The sequence below is a fragment of the Sphingopyxis sp. TUF1 genome (assembly GCF_036687315.1).
GTDB classification, from domain to species: domain Bacteria; phylum Pseudomonadota; class Alphaproteobacteria; order Sphingomonadales; family Sphingomonadaceae; genus Sphingopyxis; species Sphingopyxis kveilinensis.
The window spans coordinates 950,720-967,708 of the sequence record NZ_CP144683.1; the positions used below are offsets into that span (position 1 = coordinate 950,720).

Below are 16,989 nucleotides of genomic sequence, written 5' to 3' on the forward strand. Positions count from 1 at the left end.
TTGCCATCGTCGGCATCGCTTGCAACGATGGCCCAAACCCAAGGGAGAGAGACATGAGCTTCGACCAGATTCGCCTCGATCGCCACGAAGGCATCGCGCTGCTGACCTTGCACCGCCCCGACCGGATGAACGCCTTCACCACCGAAATGATGCTGGAAATCGTCGCGGCGCTCGACGAATGCGACGACGACGACGGTGTGCGCGCTGTGATCTTCACCGGTTCGGGCGAGAAGGCCTATTGCGCGGGTGCCGATCTGGGCCAAGGCGCGGCGACCTTCGATTATGACAAGCGCACCGACAAGCAGGCGATCCTGCCCGACGGCATGTCGGCGAGCCCGGTCGCCGCCGACGGGACGATTGACTGGTCGCACCCGCTGATTCGCGATTCGGGCGGGCGCGTGTCGATGCGCATTTTCGACTGCAAGAAACCCGTCCTCGGCGCGATCAACGGCGCCGCGGTCGGCATCGGCGCGACGATGACCCTGTCGATGGACGCGCGGCTCGCGAGCGAAACCGCGCGCTATGGCTTTGTCTTTGCGCGCCGCGGGATCGTCCCCGAAGCGGCGTCGAGCTGGTTCCTGCCGCGCCTCGTCGGCATCCAGACCGCGGTCGACTGGTGTTTTTCGGGGCGGCTGATCCCGGCCGAGGAAGCACATGAAAAGGGCCTCGTCCAATCGGTTCACGCCCCCGGCGAACTGGTCGACGCCGCGATTGCCAAGGCGCGCGAACTGACCGACCACAGCGCGCCCGTGTCGGTCGCGCTCACCCGCCACATGCTGTGGCGGATGCTGGGCGCCCCGCACCCGATGAGCGCGCATCGTTGGGACAGCCGCGCAATCTTCGCCCGCGGGCGCAGCCCCGACGCCGCCGAAGGCGTGTCGAGCTTCCTCGAAAAGCGGCCCGCAAACTTCACCGCCAGCGTCGCAAACGATTACCCCTGGTTCGCCGAGTTCGAGGATACACCGCCGTATAGCTGAACCGCCACTCTGCCGGGCCATCCGCCGATCGGGCGCTGGAGCCATGCGCGAAAAGCCGTCTAGCTGCGCCGATGGATCGACCCGCCCTTCCCGACGCCTCGGCGCTGAACATCTCGCGACGAGGGCTTTGCGCCGGGGCGCTGGCCGGATTGATCCTCCCCTCCTCCGGCAAAGCGAGACCCATCATGCCCAATCGAGCAATCAATCCCACCGGCGTTTCCTATGCGCAGGCGCATCTGGTCGAGGCACCGAGACGCTGGCTGTTCGTCAGCGGTCAGGTTCCGGTCGACGAGGCAAACAATGTTCCTGCGCACTTCGAATCGCAATGCCGGATCGTGTGGCGCAACATCGAAACGCAGCTTCGCGCGGGCGGGATGGCGCTGCAAGACCTGGTCAAGGTCACCGTCTTTCTGTCCGACCGCCAATATCGCGAAGCGAACTACCGGGTCCGCCACGAGATTCTCGGCGATCATTCGCCCGCGCTGACGATCATCATCGCCGACATCTACGACGAGGCCTGGTTGCTCGAAATCGAGGCGATTGCCGCCGCCTAGCGATCCTTGTCGCGCTTCAGGATCAGCGCGGTCGTCGTGTCATCGACTCCCGCGATCGTCGCGATCCGGTCGCGCGTGGCGTTAAGCTGCGCCCCATCGGCGGCCTCGATCTCGACGAGAAGGTCGATGTCGCCGCTCAGCGAATAGCAACGCACAACCTCCGCCATGTCGGTGATCGCCCCGACGATCTCGGGCGACGGCGTGCGCGCAAGCCGCAGCTGCAGGATCGCCGCGATCCCGCCTTGATCGACGATGCGCGCATGATAGCCGCCGATCGTTCCCGCCGCCTCGAGCTTCGACAGGCGCGCGCGCACCGAACTGCGTGCCAGCCCGACGGTCGCGGCGATCGACTTGAGGGGCAGGCGGGCATTGGCGCGCAGCATCGCCAAAATCTGCCGGTCGATCGCGTCCATAATCCCCCCTTGCCGCCATAGTGACGCCCGCGCCGCCCATCGGACGCTGGCGTTGCATCCGCGGCTCGGCAAAACAAGCCGCGCGCCTGCTAGCGTCTTGCCGGAGAAAAAGTCCATGATGTTTATCGACCGTGCCGCGACCCTGCTTGGCACCGCCGCGCTGTCCGCATGCAGCGCCGTCGCCGACACACCGACAACGGGCACCGCAACGCTCTGGACCCCCGCCGCGATCGCCAGCGACGGCTATGAATCCTCACCCACCTTCACCCCCGACGGGCGGACGATGATCTATCTTGCGGCGGACAAGGATTTCGGCACCTATCGCCTGATGCAATCGCGCTGCACCCAAGGTGCGTGGGGGCCGCCGACGCCGCCATCCTTTGCAAAGCGGCTGCCGACCGTCGAAGCCGATGTCTTCGTCACGCCCGATGGGAAGCGGCTCTATTATATTTCGACGCGCCATGCCCCCGAAAAGGAGGATTTCGACATCTGGTATGTCGAGCGCGCGGACGATGGCGGGTGGGGCGAGCCGCAGCATATGCCCGAACCCGTCAACTCGCCTGCCGCCGAGCTTCTGCCGCGAACCGACGCCGCCGGGCGGCTCTATTTCGGATCAAGCCGGAAGGGCAGCGCGGGTGGCGGCGACATCTATGTCGCGACCGAGGTCCGGCCGGGCGAATGGACCGTCGCCAACGTCGGCCCGCCGGTCAGCACCGCGGGCCATGATTATGAAGCGGAGATTTCGCGCGACGGGCGGACGATGGTCACCGTATCGGACCGCGGCGACCGGTCGCACCTCTATCGCTATCGCCGCGAGGGCGACCGCTGGATCGAGGTCGGCCGCATCCCCGCCGATCCCGACCAGTTTCAGGTCGGACCGCTCTTGTCGCCCAAGGGCGACCGGCTGCTCTTTGCCCAGCGCCATGGCGCACGGTCGGGCGAGATATTCCTGATCGATCTTGTCACCAACCCCGACCGGTCGTGGCCGCCCGACTGCCGCGATCAGGCCGCATCATAAGCACGGCGCCCGCGTGTCGCGGTCATGCTGTGTGAGCCCTTCAGCGCGGGCGAGCGGGTGCGGATCGTTTCGACATTGTGCCAGTTCGCGGTCACGCGCTCACGCGTCAATTGCACGGTCACATAGCCGCGGTCCTGCGTATTCGCCCATTTGAGCTGCGGCGACGAGCGGCGGAGCGCCGCAACGCGCACCGCGTCGCTGACCCCGGGGATATAGGCTTCGAACCCCGGCGAGGTGACACTTTGCCCGGCGATTTCGATGCCTGCTGCGCGGCCATCGGCTTCGAGGTCAAACGCCCAGGCATTGTGCGAGTCGCCGGTAAGCGTAACCAGATCGGCATCGGCGCGCTGTGCGGCGGCGAGCAGGCGCGACCGCGCGGCCGGATAGCCATCCCACGCGTCGAGGTTGAGCGGCAGGCCGGCCTTCGCCGCGAGCTGGCCAGCCTCGACGCGGCGGCGGACATAGTCAGGCTGGTCGCCCGCGAACCAGTCGCGCGTTTCGGGCGGGGTGAAGAGGCTGGCCATCACAACCTGCTGCGCGCAAACCTGCCAGCGCGTTCCGGCCTTGGTCGATCGCGCAAATCCGTCGAACAGCCAATTTTCCTGTTCGGCGCCGAGCATCTGGCGCGCCGGATCTCGATAGGCGGTTTCGGCAAACGTCTTGAGGCGCGCCGCCGGGTCGCCGTCGCCCGCGATGATTTCGCCGATATCGAACTGCCGGTCGCGGCCGTTGATGCGCGTTTCGGGGAGGAAGATCGTCGCGAGGTCGCCGACCTGATAATCGCGCCAGCGCGTGTCGGCGACCGGCATCCATTCGCGATAGACGCGCTCCGCCACTGCGGCGCGTGCGGCCCATTCGCCTTCGCCCGCATTGTGGTTTTCGGCCCCGCCCTTCCACGGATCATTGGTGAATTCATGATCGTCCCACTGCGCGATCATCGGGAAAAGCGCGTGGAGCCGCTGAAGGTCGGGATCGGCGCGATAGGAGGCGTAGCGGAGCCGATAGTCGGCAAGGCTGACCATCTCGTGCGTCGGCTGGATCTCGCGGCCCGGCAGCGCCTGCTTGAGCGACGGATAGTTACCGACCGGATATTCATACAGATAGTCGCCCGCATGGACCACAAGGTCGATGTCCTGCCGCGCCGCGGCGTGGGCATAGGCGTTGAACCAGCCGAACGGCAGGTTCGAGCAGGAAAAAAGCGCGAGCGTGAAGGCGCTGGTCGGCCCCGCGGGCAGCGTGCGCGTGCGTCCCGTCACCGACTTGCTGCCATCGGGCGCGACAAAGCGGTAATAATACCAGCGCCCCGGTTCGAGTCCGTCGACGGTGATTTTCGCGGTGTGATCGCGCGCGGCCGCCGCCGTCACGCTGCCGCCTCCGGCTATGCGCCCGAAATCGGCGCTTTCGGACAATTCGGCGGTGAGCGCGGTATCGTTCGCGGCGGCATAGCGCGTCCACAGCAGCACCGAATGCGCGCTTGGTTCGCCGCTCGCGACGCCGTGCGTAAAGCCCTGGGCCATCGCCGCACGCGCCGCCCCGGGCAGCGCCAGCGCGGCGAGCCCCGCGGTGCCGAGCTGGATCAACAGGCGCCGGTCGATCGCGCTCCAATGGGGATGCATGGCGTCCTTCTCCTGCTTGCCGCGCGTGGTATCCGCGGGCCTCTGCCCGCGCATTGTTGCAGCTTTGCGCCGACGCGCAAGTTCAGCCGCTGACCCCGACCGCAAGCAGCAGGAACAGGAATGTAATCACCGCAAAAAGGCTGAAATAAAGCAGCAGATTGGCGCGCACGAAGGCGCCGAATCGCGACGAGCGATAGGCGCCGCGCAGTTGGCGATACATATGGAACGGCGCGTACAGCATCGCGAAAAAGATCGCGAGGTCGCCGAAAATCGTCAGGTTCAAAAGCCGCACGGCGACGAACAGCAGCAGCATGAACGAGATCGAATAGGTGACGAAGACGAAATGGTCATAGGTGTGAAAGCGGCGGCTGAAGGGATAGAGCAGCCACATGAAGGGCAGCGACAGCGGGATCAGCGCCCAGGCGAATTTATAGGCGTTTGCCTGCAGCTTGTAGAGCACCAGCGCGGGGTTCGCGAACGCCTTTTTGAAGCCATTGTCGATGAACGCAATGCCCGTATCGATATTGTTGCGCGACATGAAATCGAAGCTCGTTGCCACCTGGTCGCGCGGATCGTCGAGCACGGGCGGCCCCGCGGCACGATCGGCCGTTCGTTCGCTCTGGCTGCGCGCGCGCGCAACGCCGAGATAGGTGGCGCTTTGCTGAAGGACATCGCGTTCCTCTTCGAGCGCGCGGCGCCGCGCATCCGCAAGATCAGGCTTTGCGAGCTCGCTGTCGACGCGGTCGACCTCCAGCTGGAGGCTGTCCTTGATCGCCGTGATGCGCGTCTGCTCGTCCGCCGCCTTGCTCAGCGCGGTGCCGAATTCGCCCCCGCTGCCAACCATCGCAAGCACCGCATAGGTCAGGAAAACCGCGAACAGGAACAGCGCAAGCGGCGAGATGAAACGTGCGCGCTCGCCGTGGATATAGCGGCGCGTGAGGTCGCCCGGCCGCCATGCCAGCAGCGGCAGCGTGTTCCAGATCTTGCCTTCGAAATGGAAAATCGCGTGAACCAGATCGTGCCCGATCGCGCCGAAGCTGCGGTGAACGTCGGCGCGCTGCCCGCAATGGTGGCAATGCGGCCCGGCGAGGCTGGTCCCGCAATTGAGGCAGCGCAGCGGCGCGTCGCCATGCGCAGCGCCGCCATGCGCCGACTCCACCGCGCGCGCCGCCAGTCCCGCGGTCACCGCCGCCCCGATGCCTTCGATGTCCCCGCTCATATCCCCTGACTAATGACCCGAACCGAACCGCGCAACGGGGCTTTCGGCGGGTCGGCGAAACATGATAGGGCGACTGCATGAACGCCGAAGCCCTGACCGCTCCTCCTCTGCCCGGCGATGCCGCCGCACTGATCGCCGATATGGGCGCGCGCGCGCGCGCCGCCGCGAAACGGCTCGCCCAGACGCCGACCGCCGAAAAGGCGGCCGCGCTGAAGGCTGCGGCGGCCGCGATCCGCGCGCGCTCGGCGGCGATATTGGCGGCCAATTCAGAGGATATGGCCGCGGGCCGGACAAACGGTCTGTCAGGCGCGATGCTCGATCGGCTGCGGCTCGACGAGGGGCGCCTTCAGGGGATCGCAGATGCGATCGACGCGGTCGCGGCGCTCCCCGATCCCGTAGGCGGCGAGATCGATCGCGCGACGCGGCCCAACGGGTTGGAACTGAGCCGCGTGCGCGTGCCGCTTGGCGTCGTCGGCATCATCTATGAAAGCCGCCCCAATGTCACTGCCGACGCCGCCGCGCTCGGGCTGATGTCGGGCAATGCCGTGATCCTGCGCGGCGGCAGCGAAGCGGCGCAGTCAAACCGCGCCATTCACGCAGCGTTTGCGGCGGGACTCGTCGATGCAGGTCTTCCCGCTGATGCGGTGCAGCTGGTCCCGACTCAGGACCGCGCTGCGGTCGGGGCAATGCTCCGCGCGCAGGGCCTGATCGACATCATCATTCCGCGCGGCGGCAAGGGGCTGGTCGCGCGCGTGCAGGACGAGGCGCGCGTGCCGGTGCTCGCACATCTCGACGGCATCAATCACCTCTATGTGGACCGCGCTGCCGATCCTGCGAAGGCTGTCGAGCTGGCGGTCAACGCCAAGATGCGGCGCACCGGCATCTGCGGCGCGACCGAGACAATATTGATCGACCGCGCCTATGGCGCGCCGCTCGCGATTGTCGACGCACTGATTGCGGCGGGCTGTGAAGTTCGCGGCGACCGGGATGTCGCGGCGCTCAGCCCCCATGTCGATGCGGCATCGGCGACCGACTGGGACACCGAATATCTCGACGCGATCGTCTCGATCGCCATGGTCGACGGCGTCGAAGGCGCGCTCGCGCACATCGACGCGCATTCGAGCCGCCACACCGACGCGATCGTCACCGAGGATGCGGCCATCGCCGAGCGTTTCCTCACGGGCGTCGACAGCGCGATCGTGATGCATAATGCCTCGACGCAGTTCGCCGACGGCGGCGAATTCGGCCTCGGTGCCGAAATCGGCATCGCAACGGGGCGGCTGCACGCGCGCGGGCCGGTCGCGCTCGAAGGGTTGACGACGTATAAGTGGCTCGTGCGCGGGAGCGGTCAGACGCGACCTTGAATCATTTGTATACAAGTGATATACTTTCGTTCATGGATGCAACTTCACCTATTTCTGCCAGGATCGATGCGGGGATTTTAAATGGTCTAGATCAGCTCGCCGAACAATATGACCGGTCGCGGTCCTGGCTGGTAGCGCAGGCCGTGCGCGAATATGTCGAACGGGAAACCGAATTCCTGGCATTCATCAAGGCTGGCGAAGACGATATCGCGGCCGGACGTGTTCACACGCAAGAAGATATGGAAGCGTGGATTGAGGAGCGGATCGCAAGACGAAGCGCGCTATCGTCCTAAACGTGTCACCGGCGATCATCTGGACAACCAGCGCACGGATCGACCTGGCGCGCATTGACGATTATTACTGCGGCCTGGATCTGGAGTTCGCAAACAGGATCGCCAGAAACGCCGTCGCTGCGGCGCATTTTCTGGTCGAAAACCCTTTCGCTGGACCGATCGTGACCGGGACGTCCTACCGCAAATGGCGGGTGGAAAATTCGCCCTTCCTTCTTTTCTATCGCATTGAAAAGGCTGCGGTCAGAATCGTCAGGGTCCGCCACGTTCGCGAGGATTGGCGACCGATGCCATGATCCCCACCGGCCTTCTCGGCGGCAGCTTTAACCCTGCGCATGGCGGGCATCGCGCGATCAGCCTGAACGCGATCGAAGCGCTGGATCTCGATGAGCTGTGGTGGCTGGTTTCGCCGGGCAATCCCTTAAAGCCTCGGGCAGGCATGGCTCCCCTGCCCGCGCGGCTCGCCTCGGCGCGGCGGATAGCGCAGCGCGCACCGATCCGTGCGACGGGAATCGAGGCCGAACTCGGCACCCGCTACACGATCGACACGCTTAAAAAACTCGTCCGCCGCTATCCCGACCGGCAGTTCATCTGGATCATGGGCGCCGACAATCTGGTCCAGCTGCCCCAATGGCGCGACTGGCGGGGAATTGCACGATTGATGCCGATTGCGGTTATCGCGCGTCCGGGCTATAATGACCGCGCCCATGCAAGACGTGCGATGGGATGGCTGCGGCGATTTGTCCGGCCCGCAGACCAGAAGAAGCATTGGACAGACTGGAGACCGCCCGCCCTCGTGTTCTTGCGATTTTCGCCCGATGTGCGATCCGCGACTGCGATACGGCAGGCCAACCCCCGCTGGTTCGAACGCTATGAAGGCCGCGCGCTGCGCGACCCGATCACGCGTTCATGGCTGGCGGAACCGACCAAGAAAGGACGCATTTGATCTCCGCCACCCAGGGGGCCGCGCCGGGCGCCGCTCCTGCCAATGACAGCGTGGACGCGCTCCACGCGTTGATCCTCCACCAGCTCGACGAGGATCAGGCCCAGGAAACCATTTCGATCCCGCTTGCCGGCAAGAGCAGCATCGCCGACCATATGGTGATCGCGAGCGGCCGCTCGACGCGCCACGTCTCGGCGATCGCCGAAAAGCTGGCTCAGCGGATCAAGCAGGAAGCGGGCCGCAGCGTCCGCGTCGAAGGGCTGCCCAACGCCGATTGGGTGCTGCTCGATGCGGGCGACGTCATCGTCCACCTGTTCCGCCCCGAGGTGCGCAGCTTCTATAACCTCGAGCGCATGTGGTCGTTCGGCGACGCGCCGCCGGTCGCAGCAGCAAATTGACGTCCGTCCCGCCTACCGGCTAGGCGGACGTTTATGTTACTGCACATCATCGCGCGCGGGCGCATCGGGCGTGGGCCCGAGGCCGAGCTGGTCGAGCGCTATATGAAGCGCGTGACCTGGGCGCAGAAGATTTCCGAACTCCCCGATACCGGCGGGCGCGTTCCCGCCGCGGTCGAAAATAGCCGCACGATCCTCCTCGACGAGGGCGGCGAACAAATGTCGTCGCTCGAATTTGCAAAACTGCTCGAACACTGGCGCGACGGCGGGGTGCGCGAGACGCGCTTCTGCCTTGGCGCAGCCGACGGCTTCACCCCCGATGAGCGCAAGGGCGCCGACAAGGTCATCGCCTTTGGCCGCGCGACCTGGCCACACCTGATGGCGCGCGCGATGCTCGCCGAACAATTGTGGCGCGCCACCAGCATCGTCGCGGGCCATCCCTATCACCGCGAAGGACGGCAGTGAAACGCTCGCGGGCCGGATTGGCGGTCGCCGCACTGATGACGGGCAGCGCATTTGCGCTGGCGCAGAGCGACATTTTTGATCCGCAGGTGATTGCGACGCGCGAACGCGCACAACTGATCGATGCCCGCGACCAATCGGCCGCGGCAATGGCGCGCAGCGCGCTGCTCGAAAAACAGGCCGACGCCGCGGTCAGCGAAGCCGACCGGCTGCAAAAGCGCAGCGCAGCGCTCGCAGCGCGCATCCAGTCGGCCGAAGCCGATATCAGCGCGGGCGAGGCGCGCGTCGCGCTGGTCACCCGCCGTCTCTCCGCGCAGCGCGCGCGGCTGGCCGAACAGCAGCAGCCCTTGCTCGAGCTCGCCGCCTCGCTCCAGCAATTGAGCCGCCAGCCACCGGTCAGCGTGCTGGCGCAGCCGGGGTCGCTCCGCGACATGGTCCACGCCCGTGCGGTGCTCGACGCCGCGATGCCGGTGATCGCGGCGCGCACCGTCGGGGTGCGCCGCGAACTGACGCTGCTCGACACCACGCGGCGGCAACAGGCGATCGCGCTCGACGCGCTGGCAGCCAGCCGGGCACAACTCGCTGCGCGCCGCGACGCGCTGACGCGGCTGGAAAATGAGGGACGGCTGCGTTCGCGCGAACTGATGAGCAGCGCGCGACTCGAGGCCGACCGCGCGCTGGGACTGGGCGAGAAAGCCCGCGACATCGTCGATCTGATGGACGCGCTCGAAGCGGATGGGCTGGTGCGCGCCGAACTGGAGCAGCTCGCGGGGCCGCTGCCGCGCCCGCGCAACCCTGCCGCCGGCCCGGTCGGCCCCGCCACCCCGCCCGCCGCCCCCGAAGCCGGCATCACCGCCAGCGCCTACCGCCTGCCCGTCGTCGGGCGCATCGTCGCGGGGCTGGGCGAGGTGAACGAAAGCGGCGTGCGGTCGCGCGGCATCACCATCGCGGCGCAGCCGGGCGGCCAGGTCGTCGCCCCCGCCCCCGGCCGCATCAGCTTTGCCGGCGATTACCGCGGTTATGGCAAGATCGCCATCATCGACCATGGCGGCGGCTGGGTGTCGTTGCTCACCGGCATGATCGCGCTGTCGGTCGGGGTCGGCGATACGGTGGGGCCCGGCACGCCGCTCGGCCGCGCAGGGTCGGACGACAGCCGCATCACCGTCGAGCTGCGTCGCGGTGGCCGCCCCGTCGACATTGTCGCGATGATCGGCTGATTTCCCCGGTTCATTGTCCGCTCGCGCGCTGTCCCCGATCGGGATGACGTGCTTGACGATTGCATAAATGCATAGGAGGATGGCGCGCCGGGAATTATAAGGCGCATTTCCTGCGCCTGAGCGAAAGATTGTGATGACCGACTCGACCACGCACGCCGCCCGCCCGTCCGCTTCGCCGCGCCGCCGCTTCGCGCTGTGGCAGGGCGCCGCCGCGCTTTCGACGCTGGCACTCGTGCCGCTCGCAACCGGGGCGATGGCCAGCGTCGATTCGAAGACGCAGCAAGAAATCGCGCGTTTCATGGACGTCTATCTCGAAGTGAAGTCCAATTATGTCGAGCCGGTCGAGGATTCGAAACTGATCGAAGGCGCGATCAACGGGATGCTCGCCAGCCTCGACCCGCATTCGGGCTATCTCGACGCGCGCGGCTTTACCAACCTCCGCACCCAGACCGACGGCGAATATGGCGGCCTCGGCCTCTCGGTGACGATGGAGGACGGCGTCGTAAAGGTTATCGCCCCGACCGCCGACACCCCGGCCGCCAAGGCGGGGATCAAGGCGGGCGATTATATCACCCACATCAACAAGGAGCTGATCTTCGGGCTGACGCTGGACGAGGCGGTCGAACAGATGCGCGGACGGCCTGGCACGCCGATCGGCATCACAGTCGTTCGCGAAGGGCAGGACAAGCCGATCGAAATGACGCTGACGCGTGAGATTATCGACCTGAAACCCGTCAAATGGGAAGTCAGCGGCGATGTCGGCGTGCTCACCGTCACCAGCTTTTCGGTCGATGCCACGACCGACGTCAAGGCTGCGATGATGGCGGTCGAAAAATCACTGGGCAAGAAACCGCGCGGCTGGGTACTTGATCTGCGGTCGAACCCCGGCGGGCTGCTCGACGAAGCCGTCGGGATCAGCGACCTGTTCCTCGAACGCGGGGAGATCGTGTCGCAGCGCGGACGCCGCAAAGGCGACATCGAACGTTACTTCGCCGAACCCGGCGATCTGGCGGGCGGCGCCCCGGTCGTCGTGCTGATCGACTCGGGCTCGGCGTCGGCGTCCGAAATCGTCGCAGGCGCGCTGCAGGACCAGCGCCGCGCGATCGTTATGGGCGAGCGCAGCTTCGGCAAGGGATCGGTGCAGACGATCTTGCCGCTCAGCGACGCGACCGCGCTCCGCCTGACCACCGCGCGCTATTACACGCCCTCGGGCCGCAGCGTGCAGGAAGGCGGGATCGATCCCGACATCCAGGTGCCGCAACTCAGCGACCCCGATTATGCGTCGCGGCCGAAATTCCGCGAAAGCGACCTGCGCCGTCACCTGATCAACGAGAAAAAGGTCGACGATGGCCTGCTCGAAAAGGACGAAAAACCCGACCCGCGCTTCACCGCGACCCCCGCCGAGCTGAAAGCCAAGGGGATCGAGGATTTCCAGCTTCACTATGCGCTGCAGACGATCGGACGCATCGGTCCGGGGACGCAGCGCATGGCCGCGGCGAACAAGCCTGCCGCGAAGCCGGCGCGGCGCAACTGATAACATGATTCTTCCCGTCATCCCGGCGCAGGCCGGGATATCACCGGCGCGTCACCATCGTACGGCGAGATCCCGGCCTGCGCCGGGATGACCGTTTGACTTCAAGGTCGGACTTATGAAATCGCGCCTTGCCGCCCCCCTCGTCGCATTCCTGGCGCCGCTGTTCCTCTACGGCGGCGCGCTGGTATCGCAATATGGCTTTGGCCTGCACCCGTGCGAAATGTGTTACTGGCAGCGGTGGCCGCATCAGGCGGCCATCGTGCTGGCGCTGCTCGCGCTGCTGCTGCGCCGCAACGACGCGGCGATGCGCGCGCTGACGATGCTCGCCGCCGCCGCGATCGCGGTGAGCGGCGCGATCGGCGTCTTCCACGCCGGCGTCGAATATGGCTTCTGGGAAGGTCTCACGACCTGTGCAACCGGCGCGGGCGGGCCGATTACGCTCGAATCGATCATGAACGCGCCGCTTGTCCGCTGCGACGCGGTGCAATGGTCGCTGTTCGGCATATCGCTCGCCGGTTTCAACGCGATCTTCTCCTTCGCTGCCGCCATCCTCGTCTTGACCTTGCTGCGCGCCAAGCGCACATCTGCGGCATGACACAGGACAGGCCCGGCAAGCGCACCGCATCGATGATCCGCGTCGATCAGGCGGGCGAATATGGCGCAACGCGCATCTATGCCGGCCAGCTCGCGGTGATGGGCGACCGGCATCCGATGGCGCGCGAAATCGCGCACATGGCCGAACAGGAAGAGCGTCACCGCAAATTCTTCGACGCGATGATCGCAAAACGCGGCGTGCGTCCAACCGCGCTCCAGCCCGTCTGGAACGTCGCGGGCTTTGCGCTGGGCGCGGTGACCGCCGCGATGGGGCCGCGCGCCGCAATGGCGTGCACCGCCGCGGTCGAGACCGAAATCGACCGCCATTACCGGGATCAGCTGGGCGAACTGGGCGACAGCGACCCCGAACTCAGCGCCGCGGTCGCCGATTTCCGCGCCGAAGAGCTGGAGCATATGGATGCGGCGCTCAAGGCGGGAGCGGAGAGCGCGCCCGGCTATCCGCTCCTCAGCCTGGCGATCCGCGCCGGATGCCGTGCAGCCATCGCGCTGTCGAAACGTATCTGATACAGGAAACCGGCGTCGTTCATGGCCGATGCAGGGTTGCAATGCCAAGCCGCGCTTAGTTGATAAAGGATGATCCGATGACCCGCCCCGCTCTTTTCGCGCTGATCCTCGCCGGGGGCGCTGCCGTCATGCCCGCCGCGGCGCAGGAAGCCGCGCCCGACGCCGAAAAAATCAATCAGGTCATCGTCTACGGCGAGGACAAGTGCGAGCAGTCGAGCCCCGACGAAATCGTCGTGTGTAACCGCCTGCCCGAAAGCGAGCGCTATCGCGTGCCGCCGATGCTGCGCGGCAACCCGCTCGATGTGCGCAACGAAGCATGGGCGAACAAGGTCATCGCGCTTGAGCGCGTCGGCCGCTTCGGCACCGACAGCTGTTCGCCGGTCGGCCTCGGCGGCTTCACCGGCTGCACGCAGGCGCTGCTTGCGGGCGCCAAGGCCGAACGCCAGGCCGCAGACAAGACCGACTGGCAGGCGATGATCGCGGACGAACGCGCCAAGCGCCTCGCCGGCATCGACGCCGCCGCCGATCAGGTCGAGGCTGCTGTCGTCGCCGAGGAACGGGCGCTCGCCGAGCGCCAGCGGGCGGCCGAAGAACTGGAACGCCAGGCCAACGGTGAGGCGCCGATGCAGTCGGCCCCGGACGAAGCCGACGCCGAACCCCTGCCGACGCCGCCGCAAGGCTGACGCCGCGCCAGGCGCGCTCGCGCCTTCCTGACTCGCTGGAAACCACTTATGCTGCTAATCTGGCAGTATTATCTGCGCTTTGGCGCAGTTTGGTTCCGTTTTCGCGTCGAATTGAGGGAAAAATTTAACGAATCGATGCCAAGCTGTCTTGACTTGGGAATTTTTGGGGCAAATCGTGGCGTTTCTGGGAATCGCCGGCCGGGGAGGCTGACAACATGGCATCGACTTACGGACCGCGCCTCTGGCGCCGCGCGACTGCAAGCGTTCCACCGGCACGCAGCCTCGGTCGCCGAATGACCTGGCACGCCGCCGCCGCTCTCCTCGCTTTCGCTGCAATTCAGATATGGCTCGTGACGAGTGCGGTCGCCGCGGGGGCACCCTCGGCCTTCATCGTCGTCGCGCTGGTCATGCTGCTTGCCCTTGCGGTTCCGGTCGCGCGCTCGACCGAACGCCGCTGGTATCATCTCAGCCGTCAGGCGCTCGCAAGCTGGGGGCTCCATGCCCGGTTCCGCCGCGACGTCCGCCGCCTGTGGATCGCCGCGCTGACCCTGCCCTTCCTGTGGATCAGCGGTGCGATGGCTGCGGTCGCCGCGGTCGCGGGCTGAATTCACGCGCGTCTTCGCCGTTGCGGACGCGATCCGCACGATGCTGGCTAAAGACTTTTTTTGACCCCCGCGCGCGCGCCGTATAGAGCGCGGCCATGCTCTCCGTTTCCGAAGCCCTCGACCGCGCACAAATGCTGTGCGTCGCCGCGACCAAGGCGGGCGCCGACGCCGCCGACGCGCTCTATTATTGCAACGCCGCGACGTCGGTGACGATGCGCCTCGGCGCGCTTGAGGATGTCGAGCGGTCGGAGGGGCAGGATATTTCGCTGCGCGTCTTCGTCGGGCAGCGCAGCGCGAGCGTTTCGACCGCCGACATGGACGCGGGCGAACTCGCCAAGCTGGTCGAACGCTGCGTCGCGATGGCGTGCGAAGCGCCCGAGGATCCCTATGCGGGCCTCGCACCTGAGGATTTGCTGTTCAAGGGGGCGGTGCCCGACCTCGACCTCGACGATCAGAGCGAGGCCGACCCCGCGGCGCTGCGCGAAGCTGCGCTCGCCGTCGAGGACGCCGCGCGCGCCGTCGCGGGCGTGACGAACAGCGAAGGCGGCAGCGCGAGCCACAGCCGCACGCGCTTTGCCCTCGCAACCAGCCACGGCTTTGCCGGCGGCTATGGATCGAGCGGCCACAGCCTGTCGGCAAGCGTGATCGCGGGCGAAGGCGCGGCGATGCAGCGCGACTATGCGTGGCACAGCGCCCACCACCTGACCGACCTCGAAAGCACCGCCGCCATCGGTGCGCGCGCGGGGGCGCGCGCCGTCGCGCGGCTGAACCCCGGCAAGGCGCCGAACGGCAAGCTGCCCGTATTCCTCGATCCGCGCGTCAGTGGCGGGATCGTCGGTCATCTGCTCGCCGCAATCGCCGGACCCGCGATCGCGCGCGGGACGAGCTTCCTGCTCGGCAAGGAGGATCGGGCACTGTTCGACAGCAGCATTATCGTGCGCGACGAACCGCACCGCTTGCGCGGCCTGCGCAGCCGCGCTTTCGATGGCGAAGGACTGCCGACCGCGGCGCGCGACATCGTTGCGGGCGGGCGGATCACCGGCTGGCTGCTCGACACTGCCTCGGCACGCCAGCTTGGCCTGACGCCGACCGGCCACGCGAGCCGCGGCGGCGGCGCATCGGGCGTCGCGGCGAGCAACTTGCATCTCGCTGCCGGAACGCAGAGCCCGGCCGAGCTGATGGCCGGTGTCGCCGAGGGTATTTATGTCACCGAGCTGATCGGCCACGGCGTCAACCCCGTGACGGGCGACTACAGCCGCGGCGCGTCCGGCTTCCTGATCCGCGACGGCGCGATTGCCGAGCCGATCGCCGAATTCACGGTGGCGGGCAATCTGATCGACATGTTCGCCGCGCTGATTCCGGCAAACGACCTCCAGTTCCGCCATGCCACCAATGCCCCGACGCTGCGCATCGACGGCATGACCGTCGCGTCGAGCTGAAGCCCGATGCCTGGCCGCAATCTCGAAGCCGTGATCGCCGCGACCCGCGAGGTCGGCGACATGGCGATGGCGCGCTGGCGCGGCGAAGGGCGGCCGGTCGATGTCTGGCACAAATCGCACGACAATCCGGTGTGCGATGTCGACCTCGCGGTCGACGCACGGCTGAAGGCGGTGCTGGGGGCGATGGTGCCCGAAGCGGGCTGGCTTTCCGAAGAGACAGCCGATAATGAAGACCGGCTGGCGTGCCGCGCCATGTGGTGCGTCGATCCCATCGACGGGACGCGCGATTTCATCCGCGGCCGCCCCGGCTGGTGCGTGTCGGTCGCGCTGATCGTCGATGGCCAGCCCGAACTCGGCGTGCTTTATGCCCCCGCGCTCGACGAATTGTGGGTCGCGCAAAAGGGCAAGGGGGCGACGCTCAACGGCGACGCACTGCGCGCCAGCCGCCGCATGATCTTCGACGGCGCGCGCGTGCCTGCCGACAGCCTGCCCAAAATCGACCGCGACCTCATCATGGTGACCAAGCCGAACAGCATCGCGCTGCGCATGGCGCTCGTCGCCGACGACCGCGCCGACCTCGTCGCGACGCTGCGCTGGGGCTTCGAATGGGACGTCGCCGCCGCCGCCTTGATCGCGAGCGAAGCAGGCGCGACCGTGAGCGATGCCTTTGGCGAGCGGCTCGTCTTCAACACCCCGCGCGCGCAGGCCTTCGGCGTCATCGCCTGTGCGCCGGGCATCCACCGCGCGGTCGTCGGCCGTCTGGCCGGGCGGGCAGAGGAATTGACGGCGCCGCGGTGAGGGCGGTTTTGGAGTGGTTAGCGGGCATACTATCCTCCCTGTGGCCGCAGGCCATGGGGAGGGGGACCGCCGCGAAGCGGTGGTGGAGGGGCTGAAACGTCGGCGCCAAAGCCCCTCCGTCAGCGCTTCGCGCTGCCACCTCCCCATGGCTTCGCCACAGGGAGGAGCTTTTTGGCCGCAATTGGTCGCTTCCAGCCATCTGGCATCCCGGCACGCGTATCCGCCGAAGAGAAGAATATGCACTTTCCTATTCGGTCGAAGGCTGGCATCTCCGCTCATGGACCGTGCCCGAACCGTCTAAAAGCGACAAAGGAGACAGTCTGGACGCGACCATGCGTATCTT

The 16,989-nt window shown here is 66.7% G+C and carries 20 protein-coding genes; 17 read left to right on the plus strand and 3 right to left on the minus strand.

The features are described 5' to 3' along the window. Window positions 1-53 precede the first annotated feature (53 nt). Window positions 54-977 (plus strand): crotonase/enoyl-CoA hydratase family protein, encoded by a 924-nt coding sequence (locus tag VSX77_RS04480; RefSeq protein WP_338426462.1) that lies wholly within the window; start codon window positions 54-56, stop codon window positions 975-977. 185 nt (window positions 978-1,162) lie between these two features. Beyond that, window positions 1,163-1,531 carry a RidA family protein gene (locus VSX77_RS04485; protein ID WP_338426463.1) on the plus strand — a complete coding sequence of 123 codons (369 nt, stop codon included), beginning with the start codon at window positions 1,163-1,165 and terminating at the stop codon, window positions 1,529-1,531. Here the strand turns inward: VSX77_RS04485 and VSX77_RS04490 are convergent. Further along, on the minus strand, window positions 1,528-1,944 hold the full coding sequence (locus VSX77_RS04490) for an Lrp/AsnC family transcriptional regulator (protein ID WP_338426464.1): 417 nt from the start codon (window positions 1,942-1,944) through the stop codon (window positions 1,528-1,530). The two genes, VSX77_RS04485 and VSX77_RS04490, sit on opposite strands and share 4 nt — an antisense overlap. Before the next feature lie 115 nt (window positions 1,945-2,059). On the opposite strand from VSX77_RS04490, the gene VSX77_RS04495 reads away from it, so the two are divergent. Beyond that, a complete protein-coding gene (locus VSX77_RS04495) occupies window positions 2,060-2,962 on the plus strand; it encodes a hypothetical protein (RefSeq protein ID WP_338426465.1) in 903 nt (300 codons plus the stop codon). Here the strand turns inward: VSX77_RS04495 and VSX77_RS04500 are convergent. Both VSX77_RS04500 and VSX77_RS04505 read right to left on the minus strand, forming a co-directional pair. Then, window positions 2,947-4,578 (minus strand): alkaline phosphatase D family protein, encoded by a 1,632-nt coding sequence (locus tag VSX77_RS04500; protein ID WP_338426466.1) that lies wholly within the window; start codon window positions 4,576-4,578, stop codon window positions 2,947-2,949. The two genes, VSX77_RS04495 and VSX77_RS04500, sit on opposite strands and share 16 nt — an antisense overlap. 82 nt (window positions 4,579-4,660) lie before the next feature. Continuing rightward, complete coding sequence (locus VSX77_RS04505) at window positions 4,661-5,797, minus strand: DUF3667 domain-containing protein (RefSeq protein ID WP_338426467.1); 1,137 nt, start codon at window positions 5,795-5,797, stop codon at window positions 4,661-4,663. A gap of 77 nt (window positions 5,798-5,874) precedes the next feature. Here VSX77_RS04505 and VSX77_RS04510 point away from each other — a divergent pair, with 77 nt between their 5' ends. From VSX77_RS04510 to VSX77_RS04575, 14 genes are all read left to right on the plus strand, one after another. Next, window positions 5,875-7,161, plus strand: coding sequence for a glutamate-5-semialdehyde dehydrogenase (locus tag VSX77_RS04510; RefSeq protein ID WP_338426468.1), 1,287 nt, complete (start codon window positions 5,875-5,877; stop codon window positions 7,159-7,161). A gap of 32 nt (window positions 7,162-7,193) precedes the next feature. Further along, window positions 7,194-7,454: a CopG family ribbon-helix-helix protein gene (locus tag VSX77_RS04515; RefSeq protein ID WP_338426469.1), complete on the plus strand. Its 261-nt coding sequence runs from the start codon at window positions 7,194-7,196 to the stop codon at window positions 7,452-7,454. A 2-nt stretch (window positions 7,455-7,456) separates the two neighbouring features. Further along, a complete protein-coding gene (locus VSX77_RS04520; RefSeq protein ID WP_338426470.1) occupies window positions 7,457-7,747 on the plus strand; it encodes a type II toxin-antitoxin system RelE/ParE family toxin in 291 nt (96 codons plus the stop codon). Beyond that, window positions 7,744-8,397, plus strand: a complete 654-nt coding sequence (locus VSX77_RS04525) for a nicotinate-nucleotide adenylyltransferase (RefSeq protein WP_338426471.1) — start codon at window positions 7,744-7,746, stop codon at window positions 8,395-8,397. The genes VSX77_RS04520 and VSX77_RS04525 overlap by 4 nt, the downstream gene beginning before the upstream one ends. Further along, window positions 8,361-8,792 (plus strand): ribosome silencing factor, encoded by a 432-nt coding sequence (gene rsfS / locus VSX77_RS04530; RefSeq protein ID WP_422397283.1) that lies wholly within the window; start codon window positions 8,361-8,363, stop codon window positions 8,790-8,792. Before VSX77_RS04525 ends, rsfS begins: the two co-directional genes overlap by 37 nt. Window positions 8,793-8,825: 33 nt before the next feature. Beyond that, entirely contained in the window at window positions 8,826-9,254 is a 429-nt protein-coding gene (locus VSX77_RS04535; protein WP_338426473.1) for a 23S rRNA (pseudouridine(1915)-N(3))-methyltransferase RlmH, read from the plus strand. Next, a complete protein-coding gene (locus VSX77_RS04540) occupies window positions 9,251-10,468 on the plus strand; it encodes a murein hydrolase activator EnvC family protein (protein ID WP_338426474.1) in 1,218 nt (405 codons plus the stop codon). The genes VSX77_RS04535 and VSX77_RS04540 overlap by 4 nt, the downstream gene beginning before the upstream one ends. 253 nt (window positions 10,469-10,721) lie before the next feature. Beyond that, on the plus strand, window positions 10,722-12,002 hold the full coding sequence (locus tag VSX77_RS04545; protein WP_338427214.1) for a S41 family peptidase: 1,281 nt from the start codon (window positions 10,722-10,724) through the stop codon (window positions 12,000-12,002). Between the two features lie 115 nt (window positions 12,003-12,117). Next, window positions 12,118-12,597, plus strand: coding sequence for a disulfide bond formation protein B (locus VSX77_RS04550; RefSeq protein WP_338426475.1), 480 nt, complete (start codon window positions 12,118-12,120; stop codon window positions 12,595-12,597). Next, window positions 12,594-13,121 (plus strand): demethoxyubiquinone hydroxylase family protein, encoded by a 528-nt coding sequence (locus VSX77_RS04555; RefSeq protein WP_338426476.1) that lies wholly within the window; start codon window positions 12,594-12,596, stop codon window positions 13,119-13,121. The genes VSX77_RS04550 and VSX77_RS04555 overlap by 4 nt, the downstream gene beginning before the upstream one ends. Before the next feature lie 77 nt (window positions 13,122-13,198). After that, window positions 13,199-13,804: a hypothetical protein gene (locus tag VSX77_RS04560; protein ID WP_338426477.1), complete on the plus strand. Its 606-nt coding sequence runs from the start codon at window positions 13,199-13,201 to the stop codon at window positions 13,802-13,804. Between the two features lie 215 nt (window positions 13,805-14,019). Beyond that, a complete protein-coding gene (locus tag VSX77_RS04565) occupies window positions 14,020-14,409 on the plus strand; it encodes a hypothetical protein (protein WP_338426478.1) in 390 nt (129 codons plus the stop codon). A gap of 95 nt (window positions 14,410-14,504) precedes the next feature. Continuing rightward, on the plus strand, window positions 14,505-15,848 hold the full coding sequence (locus tag VSX77_RS04570; protein ID WP_338426479.1) for a TldD/PmbA family protein: 1,344 nt from the start codon (window positions 14,505-14,507) through the stop codon (window positions 15,846-15,848). A gap of 6 nt (window positions 15,849-15,854) precedes the next feature. After that, window positions 15,855-16,646 carry an inositol monophosphatase family protein gene (locus VSX77_RS04575; RefSeq protein ID WP_338426480.1) on the plus strand — a complete coding sequence of 264 codons (792 nt, stop codon included), beginning with the start codon at window positions 15,855-15,857 and terminating at the stop codon, window positions 16,644-16,646. The last annotated feature ends 343 nt before the right edge of the window (window positions 16,647-16,989 follow it).

Excerpts from the sequence above, each read along its gene's own strand:
- VSX77_RS04515 (WP_338426469.1), top strand. The coding sequence starts at position 7,194 with ATGGATGCAACTTCACCTATTTCTGCCAGGATCGATGCGGGGATTTTA.
- VSX77_RS04485 (WP_338426463.1), top strand. The coding sequence starts at position 1,163 with ATGCCCAATCGAGCAATCAATCCCACCGGCGTTTCCTATGCGCAGGCG.
- VSX77_RS04555 (WP_338426476.1), top strand. The coding sequence starts at position 12,594 with ATGACACAGGACAGGCCCGGCAAGCGCACCGCATCGATGATCCGCGTC.
- VSX77_RS04550 (WP_338426475.1), top strand. The coding sequence starts at position 12,118 with ATGAAATCGCGCCTTGCCGCCCCCCTCGTCGCATTCCTGGCGCCGCTG.
- VSX77_RS04490 (WP_338426464.1), bottom strand. The coding sequence starts at position 1,944 with ATGGACGCGATCGACCGGCAGATTTTGGCGATGCTGCGCGCCAATGCC.
- VSX77_RS04560 (WP_338426477.1), top strand. The coding sequence starts at position 13,199 with ATGACCCGCCCCGCTCTTTTCGCGCTGATCCTCGCCGGGGGCGCTGCC.
- VSX77_RS04565 (WP_338426478.1), top strand. The coding sequence starts at position 14,020 with ATGGCATCGACTTACGGACCGCGCCTCTGGCGCCGCGCGACTGCAAGC.
- VSX77_RS04505 (WP_338426467.1), bottom strand. The coding sequence starts at position 5,797 with ATGAGCGGGGACATCGAAGGCATCGGGGCGGCGGTGACCGCGGGACTG.
- VSX77_RS04510 (WP_338426468.1), top strand. The coding sequence starts at position 5,875 with ATGAACGCCGAAGCCCTGACCGCTCCTCCTCTGCCCGGCGATGCCGCC.
- VSX77_RS04525 (WP_338426471.1), top strand. The coding sequence starts at position 7,744 with ATGATCCCCACCGGCCTTCTCGGCGGCAGCTTTAACCCTGCGCATGGC.
- VSX77_RS04570 (WP_338426479.1), top strand. The coding sequence starts at position 14,505 with ATGCTCTCCGTTTCCGAAGCCCTCGACCGCGCACAAATGCTGTGCGTC.
- VSX77_RS04545 (WP_338427214.1), top strand. The coding sequence starts at position 10,722 with ATGGCCAGCGTCGATTCGAAGACGCAGCAAGAAATCGCGCGTTTCATG.
- VSX77_RS04535 (WP_338426473.1), top strand. The coding sequence starts at position 8,826 with ATGTTACTGCACATCATCGCGCGCGGGCGCATCGGGCGTGGGCCCGAG.
- rsfS (WP_422397283.1), top strand. The coding sequence starts at position 8,361 with ATGGCTGGCGGAACCGACCAAGAAAGGACGCATTTGATCTCCGCCACC.
- VSX77_RS04480 (WP_338426462.1), top strand. The coding sequence starts at position 54 with ATGAGCTTCGACCAGATTCGCCTCGATCGCCACGAAGGCATCGCGCTG.
- VSX77_RS04495 (WP_338426465.1), top strand. The coding sequence starts at position 2,060 with ATGATGTTTATCGACCGTGCCGCGACCCTGCTTGGCACCGCCGCGCTG.
- VSX77_RS04575 (WP_338426480.1), top strand. The coding sequence starts at position 15,855 with ATGCCTGGCCGCAATCTCGAAGCCGTGATCGCCGCGACCCGCGAGGTC.
- VSX77_RS04500 (WP_338426466.1), bottom strand. The coding sequence starts at position 4,578 with ATGCATCCCCATTGGAGCGCGATCGACCGGCGCCTGTTGATCCAGCTC.